The 19,790-nt window shown below is 69.2% G+C and carries 18 protein-coding genes; 8 read left to right on the forward strand and 10 right to left on the reverse strand.

Going from position 1 to position 19,790, the window contains the following annotated elements; genetic code table 11:
* Positions 1-123: 123 nt before the first annotated feature.
* The 5 genes from rpsO to B0I32_RS04480 all read left to right on the forward strand — a co-directional run bounded on the left by rpsO (position 124) and on the right by B0I32_RS04480 (position 5,736).
* Positions 124-393, forward strand: coding sequence for a 30S ribosomal protein S15 (rpsO, locus tag B0I32_RS04460; RefSeq protein ID WP_106235181.1), 270 nt, complete (start codon positions 124-126; stop codon positions 391-393).
* A 299-nt stretch (positions 394-692) separates the two neighbouring features.
* A complete protein-coding gene (locus B0I32_RS04465) occupies positions 693-3,023 on the forward strand; it encodes a polyribonucleotide nucleotidyltransferase (RefSeq protein ID WP_106235183.1) in 2,331 nt (776 codons plus the stop codon).
* Positions 3,020-4,330, forward strand: coding sequence for a M16 family metallopeptidase (locus B0I32_RS04470; protein WP_106235185.1), 1,311 nt, complete (start codon positions 3,020-3,022; stop codon positions 4,328-4,330). The genes B0I32_RS04465 and B0I32_RS04470 overlap by 4 nt, the downstream gene beginning before the upstream one ends.
* Positions 4,331-4,365: 35 nt before the next feature.
* On the forward strand, positions 4,366-5,103 hold the full coding sequence (gene dapB / locus B0I32_RS04475) for a 4-hydroxy-tetrahydrodipicolinate reductase (protein ID WP_106235187.1): 738 nt from the start codon (positions 4,366-4,368) through the stop codon (positions 5,101-5,103).
* A gap of 153 nt (positions 5,104-5,256) precedes the next feature.
* The gene (locus tag B0I32_RS04480; RefSeq protein ID WP_106235189.1) at positions 5,257-5,736 is read left to right on the forward strand and encodes a GNAT family N-acetyltransferase; all 480 of its coding nucleotides are present in this window, start codon (positions 5,257-5,259) and stop codon (positions 5,734-5,736) included.
* Between the two features lie 61 nt (positions 5,737-5,797).
* On the opposite strand, the gene B0I32_RS04485 is transcribed toward B0I32_RS04480, so the two are convergent.
* From B0I32_RS04485 to B0I32_RS04510, 6 genes are all read right to left on the reverse strand, one after another.
* Positions 5,798-6,646, reverse strand: coding sequence for a GAF and ANTAR domain-containing protein (locus B0I32_RS04485; protein WP_181306999.1), 849 nt, complete (start codon positions 6,644-6,646; stop codon positions 5,798-5,800).
* Between the two features lie 78 nt (positions 6,647-6,724).
* Entirely contained in the window at positions 6,725-7,723 is a 999-nt protein-coding gene (locus B0I32_RS04490; protein WP_106235194.1) for an adenosine deaminase, read from the reverse strand.
* A gap of 20 nt (positions 7,724-7,743) precedes the next feature.
* Positions 7,744-8,619 (reverse strand): 1,4-dihydroxy-2-naphthoate polyprenyltransferase, encoded by an 876-nt coding sequence (locus tag B0I32_RS04495; RefSeq protein WP_106235196.1) that lies wholly within the window; start codon positions 8,617-8,619, stop codon positions 7,744-7,746.
* A gap of 15 nt (positions 8,620-8,634) precedes the next feature.
* Complete coding sequence (locus tag B0I32_RS04500; RefSeq protein WP_181307001.1) at positions 8,635-9,246, reverse strand: GNAT family N-acetyltransferase; 612 nt, start codon at positions 9,244-9,246, stop codon at positions 8,635-8,637.
* 44 nt (positions 9,247-9,290) lie between these two features.
* Entirely contained in the window at positions 9,291-9,932 is a 642-nt protein-coding gene (locus B0I32_RS04505) for a CGNR zinc finger domain-containing protein (protein WP_106235198.1), read from the reverse strand.
* A gap of 143 nt (positions 9,933-10,075) precedes the next feature.
* Positions 10,076-11,488 (reverse strand): aminotransferase-like domain-containing protein, encoded by a 1,413-nt coding sequence (locus tag B0I32_RS04510; RefSeq protein ID WP_106235200.1) that lies wholly within the window; start codon positions 11,486-11,488, stop codon positions 10,076-10,078.
* Between the two features lie 484 nt (positions 11,489-11,972).
* Here B0I32_RS04510 and B0I32_RS04520 point away from each other — a divergent pair, with 484 nt between their 5' ends.
* The 3 genes from B0I32_RS04520 to B0I32_RS04530 all read left to right on the forward strand — a co-directional run bounded on the left by B0I32_RS04520 (position 11,973) and on the right by B0I32_RS04530 (position 14,716).
* A complete protein-coding gene (locus B0I32_RS04520; RefSeq protein WP_106235203.1) occupies positions 11,973-12,800 on the forward strand; it encodes a DMT family transporter in 828 nt (275 codons plus the stop codon).
* 118 nt (positions 12,801-12,918) lie between these two features.
* Complete coding sequence (locus B0I32_RS04525; protein WP_245955578.1) at positions 12,919-13,869, forward strand: hypothetical protein; 951 nt, start codon at positions 12,919-12,921, stop codon at positions 13,867-13,869.
* Between the two features lie 409 nt (positions 13,870-14,278).
* Complete coding sequence (locus B0I32_RS04530) at positions 14,279-14,716, forward strand: ASCH domain-containing protein (protein WP_106235207.1); 438 nt, start codon at positions 14,279-14,281, stop codon at positions 14,714-14,716.
* A 958-nt stretch (positions 14,717-15,674) separates the two neighbouring features.
* Here the strand turns inward: B0I32_RS04530 and B0I32_RS04540 are convergent.
* The 4 genes from B0I32_RS04540 to B0I32_RS04555 all read right to left on the reverse strand — a co-directional run bounded on the left by B0I32_RS04540 (position 15,675) and on the right by B0I32_RS04555 (position 19,554).
* Entirely contained in the window at positions 15,675-16,157 is a 483-nt protein-coding gene (locus tag B0I32_RS04540; protein ID WP_106235210.1) for a GntR family transcriptional regulator, read from the reverse strand.
* 40 nt (positions 16,158-16,197) lie between these two features.
* A complete protein-coding gene (locus B0I32_RS04545; protein ID WP_245955579.1) occupies positions 16,198-16,686 on the reverse strand; it encodes a GntR family transcriptional regulator in 489 nt (162 codons plus the stop codon).
* A 305-nt stretch (positions 16,687-16,991) separates the two neighbouring features.
* Positions 16,992-17,525, reverse strand: a complete 534-nt coding sequence (locus tag B0I32_RS04550; RefSeq protein WP_106235212.1) for a hypothetical protein — start codon at positions 17,523-17,525, stop codon at positions 16,992-16,994.
* A gap of 1,372 nt (positions 17,526-18,897) precedes the next feature.
* Positions 18,898-19,554 carry a JAB domain-containing protein gene (locus B0I32_RS04555; protein ID WP_106235214.1) on the reverse strand — a complete coding sequence of 219 codons (657 nt, stop codon included), beginning with the start codon at positions 19,552-19,554 and terminating at the stop codon, positions 18,898-18,900.
* Between the last annotated feature and the right edge of the window lie 236 nt (positions 19,555-19,790).

The following is a 19,790-nucleotide window of genomic DNA, read 5'->3' on the forward strand; positions in this document are numbered from 1 at the left end:
TGTCGGCTCTGTAGCGGCGGTGCTGCGCGCTGCCCATGACGGCCTTCACGCGGCGACTGTAGGCACGCACGGTCGTTCGCGCTTCCATCACATTCGCGCGTGTCCGTAGATCGAAGGAGAGCCGTGTCCCTCGACACCGCTGCCAAGAAGACCATCATCGAGGAGTACGCGACGGCCGACGGCGACACCGGGTCGCCCGAGGTGCAGATCGCGCTGCTCAGCAAGCGCATCAGCGAGCTGACCGAGCACCTGAAGACGCACAAGCACGACCACCACAGCCGTCGTGGTCTGCTGCTGCTCGTCGGGCGCCGGCGCCGCCTGCTGAAGTACCTGCAGAAGGTCGACATCCAGCGCTACCGTACGCTCATCGAGCGGCTCGGCCTGCGCCGATAGTCTGAAAGGGAGCGGCGTTCGCGCCGCTCCCTTCTCATATGGGGTAAGACCCCATACGGTCAGGACGCGTGGCGAGATGAAAACCGCCCCGCGCTTGACGTACAACTGAAGATCCGAGACACACAGCCCCCGCGTCCGCTCAGCACCATGCGACCCGCGACGCCTGCGGGCCGGTCCTCGGTAGTGGCTTCCGGTAACAAACACACTTGACCGGGCGCTTCGATCGAAGACCGGCGCTGCACCTAACGAGGGTGCCGGTGAGAAAAGGGCGCGGGAGACCGACCACAAGGAGGTCCCCCGTGGAGGGTGTCCACACCGCTGAAGCCGTCATAGACAACGGCTCATTCGGCACGCGCACGATCCGGTTCGAGACCGGTCGCCTCGCGCGCCAGGCGGCCGGCTCCGCCGTCGCCTATCTCGACAGCGACACGATGGTGCTGTCCGCCACCACCGCGTCGAAGTCACCGAAGGAACAGTTCGACTTCTTCCCGCTCACGGTCGACGTCGAAGAGCGCATGTACGCCGCGGGCCGCATCCCCGGCTCGTTCTTCCGCCGTGAGGGCCGTCCCTCCGAGGACGCCATCCTCACCTGCCGGCTGATCGACCGGCCGCTGCGCCCGTCGTTCGTCAAGGGCCTGCGCAACGAGATCCAGGTCGTCGCCACGGTCATGGCGCTCAACCCCGACCACCTCTACGACGTGGTCGCGATCAACGCCGCGTCCCTGTCGACGCAGCTGGCCGGCCTGCCCTTCTCCGGCCCGATCGGCGGCGTGCGCGTCGCGCTGATCGACGGCCAGTGGGTGGCCTTCCCGACGCACCACGAGCTGGAGCGGGCCACGTTCGACATGGTCGTGGCGGGCCGCGTGCTCGACGACGGCGACGTCGCGATCATGATGGTCGAGGCCGAGTCCACCAAGGACACGCTCAAGCTGGTCGCCGAGGGCGCGGTCGCGCCCACCGAGGAGACCGTCGCGCAGGGCCTCGACGCCGCCAAGCCCTTCATCAAGGTGCTCTGCGAGGCGCAGTCGCGCATCGCGCAGGTCGCGGCCAAGGAGACGGCCGAATACCCGGTCTTCCTGGAATACCAGGACGACGTGCTCAACGCCGTCGAAGCCGCGATCAAGACCGAGCTGGCCGCCGCGCTGACCATCGCCGGCAAGCAGGAGCGCGAGAACGAGCTCGACAAGGTCAAGGCGCTGGCCGCCGAGAAGCTCCTGCCCGAGTTCGAGGGCCGCGAGAAGGAGATCTCCGGCGCCTTCCGCTCGGTGATGAAGAAGCTCATGCGCGAGCGGGTCGTCAAGGAGGGCATCCGCATCGACGGCCGCGGCACCAAGGACATCCGCGCCCTGTCGGCCGAGGTCCACGTGGTGCCCCGGGTGCACGGCTCGGCCCTGTTCGAGCGCGGTGAGACCCAGATCATGGGCATCACCACCCTCAACATGCTGCGCATGGAGCAGGTCATCGACACGCTCAACCCCGAGCGGACCAAGCGCTACATGCACAACTACAACTTCCCGCCCTACTCCACCGGCGAGACCGGCCGGGTGGGCTCGCCCAAGCGCCGCGAGATCGGTCACGGCGCGCTGGCCGAGCGGGCGCTGATCCCGGTGCTGCCCACGCGCGAGGAGTTCCCCTACGCCATCCGGCAGGTCTCCGAGGCGCTCGGCTCCAACGGCTCCACCTCGATGGGCTCGGTCTGCGCCTCCACCATGGCGCTGCTCGACGCCGGTGTGCCGCTCAAGGAGATGGTCGCGGGCATCGCGATGGGCCTGATCGGCGAGGGTGACGAGTACGTCACGCTGACCGACATCCTCGGCGCCGAGGACGCCATGGGCGACATGGACTTCAAGGTCGCCGGCACCAAGGACGTCATCACCGCCCTGCAGCTCGACACCAAGCTCGACGGCATCCCCGCCAGCGTGCTGGCCGGCGCGCTCAAGCAGGCCAAGGGCGCCCGCCTGGCGATCCTCGACGTGATGCAGGAGGCGATCGACTCCCCGGCGGAGATGAACCCGACCGCGCCGCGCATCATCACCATCAAGGTCCCGGTCGACAAGATCGGCGAGGTCATCGGCCCGAAGGGCAAGATGATCAACCAGATCCAGGACGACACGGGCGCCGAGATCACCATCGAGGACGACGGCACGATCTACATCGGCGCCACCGACGGGCCCGCCGCCGAGGCCGCCCGTTCGGCGATCAACGCGATCGCCAACCCGCACATGCCGGAGGTCGGCGAGCGCTACCTGGGCACGGTCGTGAAGATCGCCGCGTTCGGCGCGTTCATCTCGCTCATGCCCGGCAAGGACGGCCTGCTGCACGTCTCGCAGATCCGCAAGCTGCACGGCGGCAAGCGGATCGAGAACGTCGAGGACGTCATGGGCGTCGGCGAGAAGATCCAGGTCGAGATCGCCGAGATCGACGGCCGGGGCAAGCTCTCCCTGGTGCCGGTCGAGGTCATCGAGAAGGAGGCCGCCGAGAAGGAGGCCAGGGGCGCCGACGGCGACGCCTCCGACGCTCCGGCCCCGTCCGACGCGGCCCCGGCCGCCGAGGAGCGGTCCGAGCGGCCCCGGCGCACCCGCACCCGCGTGCGCAACACCCGCTCCGATGGAGACGACCGGAACTCGTGACGACGACCACGCTCCACCCCGGCAAGGACGGAGCCGGGGTGGTGAGGCGCACCGTCCTCCCGGGTGGGCTGCGCGTGGTGACCGAGACCATGCCGACCGTGCGCAGCGTCGCGGTCGGCATGTGGGTCGGCATCGGCTCGCGTGACGAGGCCCCCGAGCACATGGGGGCCACGCACTTCCTCGAACACCTGCTGTTCAAGGGCACGCCGACGCGTGACGCGATGGAGATCTCGGCCAGCATCGAGGGCATCGGCGGTGAGATCAACGCCTTCACCGCGAAGGAGTACACCTGCTACTACGCGCGGGTCCTCGACGAGGACCTGCCGGTCGCGGTCGACGTGCTCGCCGACGTGGTGACCAGCTCGCTGGTGACCGCCGAGGACGTCGAGTCCGAGCGGGGCGTGATCCTCGAAGAGATCGCCATGCACGACGACGATCCCTCCGACGTGGTGCACGAGCAGTTCGCCGCCGCGCTCTACGGCGACTCGCCGATCGGCCGGCCCATCCTGGGCACGGTCGACTCGATCAACGCCCTCGGCCGCGAGCGGATCTCCGAGTACTACCACCGCTACTACCGGCCCCGTTGCACCGTGGTGTCCGTCGCGGGCAACATCCGGCACGAAGAGGTCGTCGAGCTGGTGGCCAGGGCCTACGAGCGGGCGGGGGCGCTGACCGGCCCCGCCGAGTTCGCGCCGCCGCGCACCAGCGGGCCCGGCGCCGCGTCGGGCTCCGGCCTCGCGGTGCTCGACCGGCCCACCGAGCAGGCCAACCTGGTGCTCGGCACGACCGGCCTGTCCCGCACCGACGACCGCCGTTTCGCGCTGGGCGTGCTCAACGCGGCGCTCGGCGGCGGCATGTCGTCCCGGCTCTTCCAGGAGATCCGGGAGAAGCGCGGCCTGGCCTACTCGGCCTACAGCTACACCTCGGCCTACGCCGACACCGGCCAGTTCGGCATCTACGTGGGCTGCCTGCCGTCGAAGATCGACGACGTGCTCAAGATCTGCCGGGACGAGGTGTCCAGGGTGGTCACCGAGGGCATCACCGCCGACGAGATCATGCGCGGCAAGGGCCAGATGCGCGGCGGGCTCGTGCTCGGCCTCGAGGACACCGGCTCGCGCATGTCGCGCATCGGCAAGAACGAGCTGGTCTACGACGAGCTGATGTCGGTCGACGAAGTGCTGGCCCGCATCGAGTCCGTCACCCCGGAGGAGATCTCCGAGGTCGCCCGCGACGTGCTCAACCGGCCGCTCACGCTGGCCGTGATCGGCCCGTACGGCGACAAGGACTTCTCCGACGCCATCGCCTGATCGGGCGTTCGCGCCGATTGGGATAGGCTCGCCCTGTGATCAGGGTAGGTGTGCTCGGCGCCCAGGGGCGTGTGGGCGTCGAGGTGTGCAAGGCGGTCGAGGCGGCCACCGACATGGAGTTGGTGGCCGCGCTCGACAAGGACGACTCCATCGAGGGGCTCCAGGGCGCCGAGGTGGTGGTCGACTTCACCCATCCCGACGTGGTCATGGGCAACCTCGAATGGGCGATCGGCCACGGCGTCCACCCCGTGGTGGGCACGACCGGGTTCGACGAGGGCCGGCTGGAGACCGTGCGCGGCTGGCTGGCCGCGAGCTCCGGCACCAACTGCCTCATCGCCCCCAACTTCGGCATCGCCGCCGTGCTCATGATGCACTTCGCCGCGCAGGCGGCCCGCTACTTCGAGTCGGCCGAGATCGTCGAGCTGCACCATCCCAACAAGGCCGACGCGCCCTCCGGCACGGCCCGGCGTACGGCCGAGCTGATCTCCGAGGCCCGGGCCAAGGCCGGGACCGGCGCGATGCCCGACGCGACCAGCACCGCCCTCGACGGTGCGCGCGGGGCCGACGTCGGCGGCGTGCACGTGCACGCGGTGCGGCTGTCGGGGCTGATCGCGCACCAGGAGGTGCTGCTCGGCGGCGACGGCGAGATCCTCACCATCAGGCACGACACGATGAGCCGGTCGGCGTTCACGCCGGGGGTGCTGCTCGGCGTGCGCAGGGTGCGCGAGCTGCCCGGCCTGACCATCGGCCTTGAGCCGCTGCTCGACCTCTGACGGGTTCCATGGACGTACACACGACGTGCCCACGACCGTACTCGGCCGTGGGCACGTCGTGAGGAGAGGGTCCCGGCTCCGCACAGCCAGGCCTACGATCTTCAACCCTAATATGAGCGGCGAGCTCGGCCAGAACAATGAGATCGTGTCGCCATGGTGCGATGGGCGCGAGCGGACGAACTTCCCGGGCTGGTCTCCATAGAGCTGGCCGCCGACCGGCTGTTCGAGCAGGTGGGCATCGTCTTCCCGCCCGGCACCACCATGATCGAGGAGGCCGCCGGCCCCGGCGCCGTCCTGGTCGAGGGGGAGCCGCCCGATGGGTTCGCGCTGGTCGGATGGGTCGACGGGAGTCTCCATCTCGATCAGCTCGCCGTGCGTCCCGAGCGCATGCGTCAGGGCATCGGCGGGCGGCTGGTGACGGCCGTCGTCGACCACGCGCGGGCGGCCGGCGCGCCCGGCGTGACGCTGACGACGTACCGGGACGTGCCGTGGAACGCGCCCTGGTACGCGCGCCACGGCTTCACCCCGGTGCCCGAGGCCGAGTGGGGGCCGCAACTGCGGGCGCTGGTCGAGCACGAACGGGAGCTCGGCATCGAGATCGCGCCGCGCGTGGTGATGCGCCGTCGGCCTTAGCCGCTCGGGCGGTTTGCACGGCGCATGGGCGCTCGCGTGATGCCGGTGCCCGGCGCCGGCCTCAGCGGCCGCGGACGGGGCGGCCGGTGACGTGCTGGGGCGGCTCCTCGAAGCGGGAACGCCGGGCCGGCTCGCCGCTCACCTGCTCCACGATGGAGGCGGCGAGCTGGTGCAGCTTGACGTTCCTGTCCTGCGAGACGTGACGCAGCAGCTCGAACGCGTGCTGCGCGGTGCACCGGCGCTGCGCCATGACGATGCCGAGGGCCTGGTCGATGATCGCGCGGGTGGTGAGCGCCTCCTTGAGCTGGTCGGCCACCTCGCGCATCCTGGCCGCTTCCAGCGCCGTACGGTATAGGACGCCGACGTGGGCGGCGCTGACCCGCATGGCGAGCCTCGTGGCGGCGAACCCGGCGACGTCCGGTTCGGCGGCGGGTCCTCGGGCGTTCAGCTGGGTGACGGCATCGGGCGGGCCGTCGTCTCCTGAGTAGAGCGTGAACGCGCCGAGCAGCGCCCCCTCCGACTCCAGCGGCTCACAGTGCACCGTGCGGATCTCCGGCGCCTGCTGCGCGAACTTCGGCCAGCGCGAGTCGGCGGCCAGGTCGCGGGTCGTCACGGACCGCCCACTGTCGATCGTGTCGAGGACGGGCCCCTGCCCGACGGCCGTCTGCAGGTCGTCGAACAGCCTGGCCCGCGCGTGGGAGGTGGCCGCGGTCCGCGGCCCGTCACCGGAGCACAGCACGATGCTCAGCATCGGTGCCCCGGGCATCGTCGAGCCGGCGCTCGCTGGGCCGGGCGTGGTGGAGGCGGGCGCGGTGGGGCCGGGCATCGCCCGTCCGGCGATGGCGACGCACTCAGCGAGTGCCCGCTCGAACTCCTCGATGTCCGTGGACACCCTGGGCCGATCTGCCACGATCCCTCGCGATCGCTGCGTCGGAAGTCACTGGGGCCTTGCCTTCGAGACCTCCAGGCTAGCGGTTCGGCGGGACGCTCACGAGAGGTAGGCGTCGATCTCTGTCAGGTAGGCGTCCTTGACGTGGCGCGGCAGCCAGGTGATCTCGAAGGCGTTGCGCTGCAGTCGCGCCAGCTCCTCGCGGCTGAGCTGGAGGGCGTCGTGCAGGGCCTCGATGTTCTCCTGTACGTACGCGGCGAAGTAGGCCGGATCGTCGGAGTTGACCGTCACCCGCACGCCCAGGTCCATCAGCTTGCGGATGCCCTCGGCCTTCATCGAGTCGGTGACGTAGCCGTTGGACACCGGGCAGCAGGTCAGCCCTGTGCCGCGGGCCAGCACCACCTCCACCAGCCGCTGATCTTCGAGGATGTTGACGCCGTGGTCGATCCGGTCGACGCCGATCTCCTCGACGGCCTGGCGGATGTGCTCGATCGCGTCGTCCTGGTCCACGTCGCAGTGCATGGTCAGCAGGTAACCCTCCTGCCTGGCCCGCTCGTAGACCGCCGCGAACTTGGCCGGCGGGTTGCCCTTCTCGTCGGAGTCGAGCCCGACGCCGACGATCCACTCCTTGTACGGCAGCGACTCCAGCAGCGTCGCCATCGCGTACTCGGCCTGGAAGTCCCGCAGGAAGCACATGATGAGCTGGGCTCGCACGCCGAGCTGGGCGTGCGCGTCCAGCAGCGCCCGCCGCAGCCCTCTGATCACCACGTCGAACGGCACGCCGCGCGAGGTGTGCGCCTGAGGGTCGAAGAAGATCTCCGCATAGCGGACGTTCTGCTCGGCGGCCCTACGCAGGTAGGCCATCGCCAGGTCGTAGAAGTCGGGCTCGGTGCGCAGCACCCGCATGCCCTCGTAGTAGATCGTCAGGAAGGAGGACAGGCTGTCGAAGGTGTAGGCGGCCCGCATCTCCTCGACGGTCGCGTACGGCAGCTCCAGCCCGTTGCGGGCGGCCAGTTCGAACTTGAGCTCGGGCTCCAGCGTGCCCTCGATGTGCAGGTGCAGCTCGCACTTGGGCAGACCGGCGATGAAATCCTTCACCGTCCCACTGTAGAAGACGGCTAGAAGATGATCGCCAGGCCCACGGCGAAGAGGAGCCCGTACGCCATCTGCAGTTTGCCCGTCTGCTGCAGCACCGCGATCAGGGCGGGACCCACCGCCTTGCTCAGCACCGCTCTGATGGGGGAGACCGCCAGTGGCGCCGCGAGCAGCACCAGGGCCGCCCAGGGTGTGATGGGGATCATCGCCAGCGCCACGACGAACGGCACGACCTGGCAGGCCACGTAGAGCGTACGGGTGCGTTCGGCGCCCAGCAGCACCGCCAGCGTGCGCTTGCCCGCCTGCCCGTCGGTGCCGACGTCGCGCAGGTTGTTGACCACGAGCATCGAGCACGACAGCAGCCCCACCGGGATCGAGGCGATCAGCGCCGCCCAGCTCAGGTGCTCCGTCTGCACGTAGGCCGTGCCCATCACGGGGACGATGCCGAAGAAGACGAACACGGCCACCTCGCCGAGGCCGCGGTAGCCGTACGGGTGCTTGCCGCCGGTGTAGAACCAGGCGGCGGCGATCGCCGCGGCGCCCACCAGCAGCACCCACCAAGCCTGCGTGACGACGACCAGGACGAGCCCCAGCACCGCCGCGAGCGCGAAACAGCCCAGCGCTGCCGTCAGCACCTCGCGCGGGGTGGCCGCCCGCGAGCCCACCAGCCGCATCGGCCCTACCCGCTGGTCGTCGGTGCCGCGCACGCCGTCGCTGTAGTCGTTGGCGTAGTTGACGCCGATCTGCAGCGACAGCGCCACGAACAGGGCCAGCACCGCCCGCCACCACACGAAGCCGCCTTCGCCGATCGCGACGCCGGTGCCGACCATGACGGGCACGACGGCGTTGGGAAGGGTGCGTGGGCGGGCGCCGGCGATCCATTGGGAGGGCGTTGCCATGTGCTGCTTCTACCTCTAGCTGATGTCGGTGGTGAGCCTGACCATCCGGATCGGACGGCCCATGTCGAGGACGCGCTCGGCCATGTCCTCACCCCAGCCGGCCGACTCCAGGAAGCCGAGCACCGCGTAGTTGTCGGCGAACACCCAGGTGACGATCTGCCGGAACCCGTCGTCACGAAGATAGTCGACCGTGGCGTTGAGCAGCCGGCTGCCATGGCCCCTGCGGACGAAGTCCGGGTCGACCAGCAACGTCAGCATCTCGGCCGCCACCCCGGGGTCGAGGTCGGGGTCCTCCGCGGGGGCGTGGGAGGCCAGGCCCACCACGCGCTCACCGCCGCGCGGGGTCACGAGGGCGGCTCCCGCGCCGCCCGCGCCCAGCGCGGGAAAGCCCTCGGTGTCGAGGATCGTCTCCACCGCCACCAGCACCCGATGCATGGGGGAGGGCGGGGCGGCGATCGCCTCGTCCCACTGGCGCAGCCACATCTTCTCCGCCGCCGCGCCGGTCATCTGCTCGAGTGGGCCCTCCGGGAGGAAGTCCCGATAGCCGTAGCGCCAGGCGCGGATCTGAGTGTTCGCAACCTGGAGAACATCCTCGCGCCGGGCCGCCCGGACGCCTACGTCTGCCATCTCGGCCCGCTCCTTCGCCTGCCGTCCATGCCACAAGGCACGAGTTACACCGTATCGGTGTTTGAGCCTTGGAGACGACGCGAACCCCGCTTCCTCGCCCGGTAAGCCCGCGTCTTGGTGCGGTTGCCGCATACCCGCATCGAACACCACGAGCGGGAACGGTTCTTCGACGAGTCGATGAACGCCCACTGACAGGTCTCCTCCGCGCACACCTTGAGCCGGTCCCACGACGCGGCCACGACCGCCGCGGCGATGCGTGCCAGCCCGCCTGCCACGCCGCCGTCCGCTGGGATCAGCCGCGCTCCTCCGTCGGGTCCGAGGGTGACGAGGAGGGGCAGCGGGGGCAGTTCGGCCAGTCGCTGTCGTTCGGCTGCCCGCCTTTGCTCGGCTGTCCGCCTTTGCTCGGTCGCTCGCCTTTGCTCGGCCGGGCGCTCTTGCTCGGCCGGGCGCTCTTGCTCGGTCGGGCGCTCGTGCTGGGCCGGGCCTCGTCCGAGCGCCGCTCTGAGGGCCTCACGCAGGGCGTGGGCGGTGTGCAGGTCGTCGTCGGAGGCGCGGTCACGCGGGCCCGTCAGGCCGCGCTCGCGCAGCCACAGGGCCAGGTCGGCGGGGGAGGACAGCTCGTCCGCCTGGGCTTCGACGTCGAAGGTGTTCACGAAGTCTCGTACGAGCTCCGTGGGCAACGGCATGCCGTCACTCTACTGGGCTGATCCACTGAGCCCGGACCCGTTCCTGAACCCGTACCTTGGCCTGCGCCCGCACTCGAACCCCGCACCCGGATCCTGGATCCCGGACCTCCGGATCCCCATCCGCACCTGGACCTGACCTGGACCTATGGGGCGGCTCGCTCGCCGGTGATCATCAGGGCCTCGGCCAGCCGCCTGACCCCTTCGCGCAGCTCCGCGAGGTGGGCGGCGGCCATGTGCGTGACCCGGATGCGCGGCCCCGGCGGCTCCGACGGGTAGTACATCCTGCCGGGGCTCACCAGCACGCCGTTCTGCCTGGCCGTCTCCACCAGGGCGCCCTCGTCGACGTCGGCGGGCAGCCGTACCCACAGATGCATGCCGCCGATCGGCAGCAGATGCGGCTCGGCGGTGGGCATGTGCTCGGCGAGCGCCGCCGCGAGCGCGTCCCGGCGGATCATGATCTCGGCGTGCACGGCCGCGAGGTGCCGCCGCCAGGCCGGCGACCCCACGAACTCCAGCGCCGTCTCCTGCAACGGCCGCGCCACGAAGAACGACTCCACGAGCTGAGCGGCGCGCAGCCGGTGCGCGGCGGGCCCCCGGGCGATCACGGCCGCCACCCGCAGGCTCGGCGCGAGGATCTTGGTCAGCGAGCCGATGTGCACCACGGTGCCGTCGCGGTCCATCGACGCCAGCGACGGGGGCGCCTGCCCAGTCAGATAGCGGGCGTAGTCGTCCTCCACCACGAACGCGCCCGCCGCCCGCGCCACCTGCAGCACCTGCTCGCGGCGTTCGACGGGCAGGGTGGCGCCGGTCGGGTTGTGCAGGGTGGGCTGGCAGAAGAACACCCGTGCCCCTGTCATGGCGAACGCCTCGGCCAGCAGCTCGGGCCGCACGCCGTCCCGGTCCATCGGCACCGCCATGGCCCGCAGCCCCGCCGCCTTGGCCGCGGCCAGCGCCCCCGGATAGGTGGGCGTCTCGACGAGGATGGGCGTACCGGGAGCCGCCAGCGCCCTGAACGCGTTCGTGAGCGCCGCCTGCCCGCCGCTCACGATCAAGGCGTCGGCCGCCGTCACGTCGCCGCCCGCCTGCGTGGCGAACCAGCGCCGCAGCTCCGGCAGCCCCGTCAGCGGCGGTCTGGCCCAGGCGCCCGGCCTGCGTACGGCCCGCGCCGCCGCGGCCGCCAGTTGCTCGTCCGGCCTCAGCCCAGGGCGCAGATAGCCGCCCGTCAGCGGCACCACCCCCTCGGGGGCCGTCCCCAGCAGGGCCGTGATCGGCCCGTCGTCCACCACCCGATCGCCCAGCGCGACGGTCTGCCAGGACAGGTCGGCCGCGTCCCGTGTCGGATGCACAGGCTGAGCCACGAAGGCGCCGCTGCCCGGCCGCGTCACCACCCGCCCTTCGGCGGCGAGCTGCCCGATCGCCCTGGAGACGGTGACGGGGCTGACGTTGTGCCGGCGCATGATCTCCCGGCTGGACGGCAACCGCGCGCCCGGCCCGAGACGCTCGGCCTCTTCGCGCAGTATCGCGGCGATCTGGGCGATACTGCTATCGTTGTTCATGAGATCGGATGATAGCGCTATCGACACCGGCGCAGTAGCGCTCCCCGGACCCGACTCCCACCACCAGCCCGACTCCCCGCCCGCCTCCCATCGCGACAGCGAATCCGAGCCCCAGCTCAAGCCGCACACCCGGCCGCAGCCCCAGCGCGAACCGCAGACGGAGCCCCGTCCTCAGCCGCAGGCGCAGCCCGGACCCCAGCCGGGCCCCCGTTCCCAGTCCCAACGCGAGCTCCGGCCGGAACCCCGTCCCCAGCCGGGACCCCGTTCCCAGCCCCAGCCTCAACGCATGCCCCAGCGGAAGCCTCGTTCCCAGCGCCACTCCCGTGACCGGGATCGTGACCATGAGCGGGACCAGGACCAGGACCAGGACCAGGGGCGGGACCGGGACCATGGGCGAAACCTGGACCCGAACCATGGGCGGGACCACCGGGGCCATGACCGTGGGCGTGATCGTCGCCGGGGGACGGCCCTGGCCTTCCTGGGCGTGCTGGCGTTCTCCGGCTCCTTCCCCGCCACCGTCTACGCGATGCGAGGCTTCGACCCCTGGCTCGTCGCGGTGGGCCGGGCCGCTCTGGCAGGCGTGCTGGCCCTGGTCTGCCTGCGGGCCGGCGGCCGTCCACTCCTGCCACGCAGAGCCGACTGGCCCTCGTACGCGCTGATCTCCGGCGGCGTCGTCTTCGGCTTCCCCGTCTTCAGCGGCCTGGCCCTGGCTCTCGGCGCCGGCACCGCCCACTCCGCCGTCGTCATCGGCCTGCTCCCGGCCGCCACGGCCGCCTGCGCCGTACTGAGAGCCTCGGAACGTCCCCGCCCGCTGTTCTGGGCCGCCTGCGCGGCCGGCGCGGTCGCCATCACGGCCTTCACCCTCATCCAGGGTCAGGGCAGCGCGTCCTGGCCCGACCTGCTCCTGGTCGCGGCCCTGCTGTCAGCGGCCGTCGGCTACACCGAAGGCGCGCGCCTGACCAGGCAGACCCCTGGCTGGCAGGTCATCTCCCACGTCCTCGTGTTCTCTCTTCCGGTGACGGCTCCCGTGACGGCGGTCCTGGCTCTCACCACCCCGATCATGATCACCCCCGAGGCCGTCGCCGGGCTCGCGTACGTGGCGGCGATCTCGATGTTCCTCGGCTTCATCCCCTGGTACGCCGGCCTGGCCAGAGGCGGCATCGCCAGAGCCGGCCAGACCCAGCTCACCCAGCCGCTCCTGACCCTCCTGTGGGCCTGGTTCCTGATGGGCGAGCGCTTCGGCCCGGCGACCGTGATCGCGGCCGTGGCCGTGCTGGTCTGCGTGGCCGTCACCCAGCGCGCCCGTACTTGAAAGCCGTGACGCCGCGCCGCAGGATGGGAGAGGAGGTGTCACACTCATGGCTGACCTCACGATCCCGGAAGGCGGATTCTGGCCGGCGCCGGAAATCCCGCAGCCGAATATCTATCCCATGGAATGGCGCGTGGAGACCGAGAAGCTCGCCGCCATATACGAGAAATCCAAGCGCGTGGTCTGGAACCCGGCCGACCTGCCCTGGGACGGCCTCAATCCCGACGACTTCACGCGGGAGCAGCGCCTGGGCATCATGTACTGGTTCGCGGTCCTGGCGAACTTCGACGCCTCGGGGCCCGCGGTGTTCGCCCGCGCCACCATCCAGGCCTTCGAGAAACACGAAGAGGATCCGGTCAGGAAGTGCTTCTTCTCGATCACCCGCGACGAGATGAACCACGAGGAATGCTGCCAGCGTACGATCGCCAAACTCTGGCCGGGCGGCCCGCTCGACTGGACACCGGCGGACGACCTCGAAGCGGCCGCGCACAACAACATCGGCTGGCTCTACCACAACGGCGGCCGCTACTGGACCGGCTACACCTCGGCCGTGGGCAGGTATTCGCTGCCCGTTCTCTTCACCAGCTTCATGATGGGAGAGATGGCCGCCTCCACCCTGTTCAGAGGCATGGCGTCGGGCACCGGGCACCCCGTGTTCGGCGAGATGTTCCAGCGGATCGGCCGCGACGAGTCACGCCATCTGCAGATCTGCATGACCATTCTCGAAACCGAATGGCCCGGCCTCACCGACGCGACCCGTACGTTGATCACCCGGCAACTGCGGGCCGGTTTCGTCTTTCTCAGCATGATCCTTTGGGAGCCGCCGGAGGGCTTCTGGGAGCTTCCCCCTTACTTCCTGCCCAACCATCGCGTCCTCATGAATCATGCGCGGCAGGCGGGGCTGGGGGTGCTGTCGTACGAGGAGCAGGCGGAGAACTGGCGAGTGGCGATGGCCCGCGTCCGAGCCATCGTCGAACGGTGGGGAATCGCCTTTCCTGCCATTCCCGAGCTGGACCTGGAAGGAGTCCCCGTGGACTTCATCGACCCGGAGGACATCATCCCCGTCTTCTAGCGACCCTGTCGCCCGACGCCCACGGGAATCAGCTCAAGCGAGCCCACCGTCATCACGTGTCCGAGCACATCCAGGTCCGGCACGGCGACGTGACGACTGGCGCGAATGCGATCAGAGCGGCCAAATGCTTTTGAAATCCCACCGGAACCCCTGACCTGATCGCCACCGGAACCCTCCGACCTGACCGATGCGCAGCGAGAGCCGATCGAACCCAAGAGAGCAGCCCTTCACGGCGTCCAGAAGTGACCACCTCCATGAGCTCAGCCGGCCCGCGGAAGTCCACTCGCGGCAGAGATCTGTGCTGGCTTCGGCGGCGGGAGTCGGGACGACATCGAGCGGCGTTCCACGGACTGTCGGATGGCGCTCGCACGATGACATGCCATCATGTGGCGACTTCTAGGATGACCTCATGTGGCCGCGCATAGACGGGCTCAGGGTCCTCGAACTGGGCACTCCAGGCAAACTCCGCACCTGGCTCACCGACCTGACCCTGTCAGGCGCCAAGACGGCCACAGCCGGCCTGCTGCCACTCGACTACGAGGCCGAGGGCGAGGACCTGGAGCAGGTCGGGGAAAGACTCGTCCTGGTGGACTCCTCCGGAAAACGCGCCGGGGAGATCGAGATCACACGAGTGGAGCCGACGCCGTTCGCCGAAGTGACCTGGGAGTTCGCCCAGGCGGAGGGCGAGGGGTACAGCTCAACAGAGGACTGGCGAGAAACGCATCGCCGCTACTGGGCGGAGCAGGGGTACGAAGTAAGCCACGACACTACGGTTGTGTGCCTCTGGTACCGGGTCGTGTCGCGCGCGGACGAATCGCCGAACAGTGATCCAGCCCCACCTACATAACCCCGCTCTCGCTCGCTCCCCGACCCGCGACGCCGCACGCTCGTCGGAGAGGTCGACCACCGAGCAAACATGACGCCGCCCCGCTCACGGGCCCGAGACACCGCTCCGCCGGGATGGCAGTGTGAACCCAGCCTTGGGCCACCGTTCCTGAGAGACGCCCCGCCATGGAACAAGCCTGAGGCCGTTCCCTCTACTGTCTGCGGCCCCAGCCTCAGGGCCGCTGCGACGCCGTCTCGCGATTCGAGAGAGACGTCCCACCGTGGATCAGCCAGGCACACGGTGCCCGACCGATACCCCTGTCACCTGCCGCGTCGACGCCACAGCCGCCCTGAGTGCTTCCTCCTCGGCGTGCACCCGTTGCCCTCCTCCGCCTCCATTCGCCGCCCTTCGGTGACCCGCTCGCCCGCCCTTTGATCACCCGTTCGCGCGCTCTTAGGCAGCCGTTCGCGGGCTCTTAGGCAGCCGCTCACGCGCTCTTCGGTCACCCGCTCGCGCGCCCGAATGTTCGCCTACCCGCCCGAAACGCCTGCTTGTCCGCTTGTCCATCCGCCGTGCCGATGGTGAGCCCTCCCGCCTGGCGGCAGGTGCGCCCACTCGGACATATACCCCGCCGTCCGCCCCCTCCGCCGTCCGCCCGCTCCACCACCCGAGCGATCAACCGTCCGGTCGGACAACGGGCAAGCGGAGTCCGCGACGCCGATGATGAGCCCGCCGGCGACCGCCCCGAGGGGGCTGTCGAACCCGCCGAGCGTGGCCGCCGGACGAACAGGCAGGCGGACCGACGGACGCATGCGCAGGCGGACCGACGGACCGACGCGCAGGCGGAGAGACGTACCCACGCATAAGCACCAACAGGCCGACGGACGGGCTGGCTCGCAGGAGAACGAACGGGTCGGGCCAACCACATAAAAGGGACGGGCAGGCAGAAGAGCGCCTCACTCATGACGCCGTTACCGCGTCACTCCGATACCGGCCACTGCTCCACTGGGGCGACGAAACTGCCACGATGCGGAATCCTGTACACCCACCCCTCCTCCCGGAGCAACGTAAGAGCCCGCCGTACGGTCTCACGTGCCGCACGGAATTCGCGCACCAGATCGACCTCGCTCGGAAGCGGCTTACTCGGCACCAGGTCGCCGCTTCTGATCCGCTTTCTCAGCTCATCGGCGATGTACCGATAGAACGGCGTCTGCCTGCCTGATGGTCCGGTCTGGCCGGGAGCGTTGACAAATGTCCCCTCTCCTTGCCGCGTGTGCACCAGCCCTTGGTTGCGCAGAACACGAATCGCCCTGCGCGCGGTCGTACGAGCGACCTTGAACTCCTGCTGGATCCCCGCCTCGCTGATCACAAGATCTCCAGGCGCAAGATCGGCAACGATGCGTGCCTTGATGACCTCGCTGATCTGGAGATATAGGTACGTTTCGCCCTCGCGATTCGGCACGCTACAAGGTTATCCAACGCCCCCGTCAAAGACAGGGCAATCAAGAGCCCTGATTCCCGGGCCACTTTTCCGGTTCGGCCACAAATGTACCTCTATACGGCACGGTGAAGACCCACCCCTGCTCCCGCAGATGCGCGACGGCCTGCCGCACCGTCACCTTCGCGACGCCATATTGCCGTATCATCACTTTCTCGCCGGGAATAGCGCAGTTGGGCGGGATCTCACCTCGCCGGATCCGTTCGACAACTTCTCCAGCGATACGCCGATATATAGGCACCTTCCTTGGTATGCGAGGAATGCCCGGCCGACCGACGTACGTACCCTCCCCCGGAACCGTGTACGCCAGCCCTCGCTCCCGCAACTCCCTGGCGACCCGACGGGCGGTTGTCCGAGCGATGCCATAGTGCTCCTCGAGCGCGGCCTCACTCGGAAGGGCATCGCCCGGTCGAAGCACCCCACGTTCGATCTGACCACGGATCAGGCCGGCGACCTGCTGATAGAGCGGCACGGGATCCATACGATCGAGCACGCCCGGATTATAAACATTTCAACTGTCCATTTCACCGCCCCACCGCCGCCCCCGGCCCAGCCACACCAGCCGAGCTACATCGGCAAGAAGGAATGAGATCAAGCCCGATGCCGGCCACAGCCAACACGACCGAGACCCAAGCCGAGGGCGAGGCTGCCTGGGGCCGTCCCGTGCGTCCACCCCAGAACAGCCCTAGCCAGCGATCCACACGCGCCCAAAGGTCCTCATGGGTCTCGCCGAACGACGGATCGGCGCACATAGCCGATCTGAGCAAGAGAGGCCGAGCGGAAAGAAGCCACACCCCTCTACGGAAGATCATTAGAGGATGTCCTCCCAGACACCTCACCGCCTGCAGCACATCCTGCTGAGACAGGACGTTTCCGGGTGGAGATGGGTAGGTTCTGCGGCGCGTGGGTGCCGTGCACCAGGACGAGGGGCGGGCCAGCGAGGAGCTGCTTCGCCAGGCGGCCGGTCCAGCGGGTCAGCCAGCAGGCGGCCTCGGTGTCGGGCCGGTCGGCCGCGTCAAGGTCCTCGGTGAGGGCCCGCCCGTCTACGGCGCTGTCCTGCACGGGGACGGCCGTCAGCTCCGGCTCGGCGGTCCCGCGTGCGCGGTGCAGCCGGACCAGTTCTCGTCGCATCTGGTGCAGGACTCCGACGGCGCGGTCGACGGACAGGTCGAGGCGTGCGAGATCGTCGTCGTGCTCCTGGTCCAGCACCACGTACGGCAGGTCTCCGTACGGCAGGTCCCCGTACGGCACGTCCCCGTACGGCAGGTCCCCGTACGGCACGTCCACCACCGAGCATGTGTTGTCGAAGGCGACGAACCGCGGCGTCCGCACTCGCGCTCACGGCCACCGGGATGACCTCGGCCTCCTGGACAAGGTCCGCGAGGAAGCGCTCGGCCCGCGGGATGCGGACGACCAGATCCTCGCCCAGCAGGAAGGCGTGGTTAGCCACCCTGGCGGAAGGGCCCGCGCCTGTTGTGAAAGCGCCAACAACACCGAGCATCCGCAGAACACCTGGCAGCACTCACCTGCAGCACCCACGGCAGTGCCGGCAGCACCCGGAGCATTTCGCACCGCCCGGGCATCTACATCAGCTGCGGCGGCTGATCCTGGTGGGTGCCGGTGCGACGTAGCACGGCATGTGGCATGCACGCGCGGACGCCGCCCCATCAACCGCCGGACGCCAGCCCATGAACGGCCGGACGCCAGCTCATGAACCATCGACATCAGCCCAGCAGCGTCGGGACCCCAGCCCATAGACCGCTGGACGCCAGCTCACGAACAGCCAGTACTCCAGCCTGTTGACCGCCGGACGCCGGCTCACGAACCGCTGGGGCCTTGGCCCGGGGACCACGGGGCGTCGGTTCATGAACGGCCGGAGGGCAGCTCACGAATAGCCAGGACCCTAGCCTGTTGACCGCCGGACGCCGGCTCACGAACCGCTGGGGCCTCGGCCCGTGGACCACCGGGCGCCAGTCCATGAACAGCAGGACGCCAGCCCATAGACCACCGGACACTGGCCCGTGGCCCGCGGCCCGCGAGCGATCCGATCACCCATCCCCCGCCGAGACGCCGCGCTGGAGCAGGGGGTGGAAATGGTGACGGCCATCGCGGTCCCTTGAAGACGCAGTTCAAGGGACATCATCGCGATGGCCGCAGACAACAGTGTGCCGCCTGAGGCACCGTTTAGTGAAGGGGCCCCTAACCGGTGACTCCGACTTTCTGTTGCGACCCTTGGTGAAGGCCACGGGTGCAACCTGACGAACACAACCTGCCGCCCCCACGCGCCACCGGACGGGAAACACGTCCCCGGCCGGTGGCGCAGGTACGGGCGAGCGCCCCATTCGCGCCATTGCCATCGCATAAAGCGAACCGGACACCGTTGGCAATGACCCGTTTCGGGACGTCATCGCTGACGTACCGTGCGTCTTGCCTGATCCAGCCAAATGTGTCCACCCGTACCCTCCATATCCTCCAATATGGCGAGAATGGGTTTCAACGGATCGTGCAAGACCATGGACGTGACCCCGTGCTTACCAGGAGCATGGTGCCACGCCATGGCGAGTTGTGGCCGGCTGACGTCCATAACGGCCTTCCCGCGCCATTAGATTCTCATGGGCACCCCTTGGAAAACCACGGTTCGACGCTATATCCAGGATCATTCCCTTTGCAGCGCGCCGACCTCCTGATGTGCGCTGCCATTGATTTAGGTGGGAATCCGCCTCCAGGCTCCATCCGTGATGATGAGGTGGTCGAGAAACCGCAGCCCGACGGTCTGTGCGGCTTCGATGAGCCTGGCCGTCGCCTCCAGGTCATCCAAGCTCGGCTCCAGCGACCCGCCGGGATGATTGTGGGCAAGCCCGAACATCGCCCCGCCGGTCGTGAGCACTTCTGTGATGACCTCACGTACGGGCATCACGGTGTGATCGCTCGAGCCCTCCGTCATCACCGCCCGCTTCAACACCCGTCCGCCGGTGTCGCACACGACCAGGACCAGCCTCTCCTGGGTGCAGTCACGCACCAGCGGCTCACACGCGTACGCCAGATCGGACGTGCTGGTGATCCGCGTACGCTCAGGACATGCTTCGGCCCGGCGCGCCAGCTGGAAGGCCGCCGTCACCCGCGCGGCTTTGGCCGGCCCGATGCCGTGCAGGGCCAGTAACCGGTGCGGGTCGGAACGGCCGAGCCCATCGAGATCTCCACAGTGCTCGATCACTTGGCTGGCCAGGTCGAGGGCGCTCGCCCCGCGGAACCCCGAGCCGAGCAGGACGGCCAGCAGCTCTCGGTCCGCCAGTGCGGCGGGACCAGAAGCCATCAGCCGTTCGCGCGGTCGGTCGCGCTCGGACAGGTCTTTGACTCGCATCGGCAACCTCCGCAACCGTTGTATCAACCCGCACCGACAATCTCTGACCTGCGCATTCGCCGGGATCGATCGCACGATATGCGTGCAACGTCCCACCGTTAGGAGGGAGCGGGCGCGTGGGTTGTCGCCCTCATGCACGTGCGGAATCAGGCAGGCACGTGGCGCGTTCGGCGGACGGCGTGGTGATGTCGTCCGTCGCTGACGCGGCCCGGCTTGCGGCGAGCCATGGCCGCCGC

It is taken from the genome of Nonomuraea fuscirosea (assembly GCF_003001935.1).
GTDB classification, from domain to species: domain Bacteria; phylum Actinomycetota; class Actinomycetes; order Streptosporangiales; family Streptosporangiaceae; genus Nonomuraea; species Nonomuraea fuscirosea.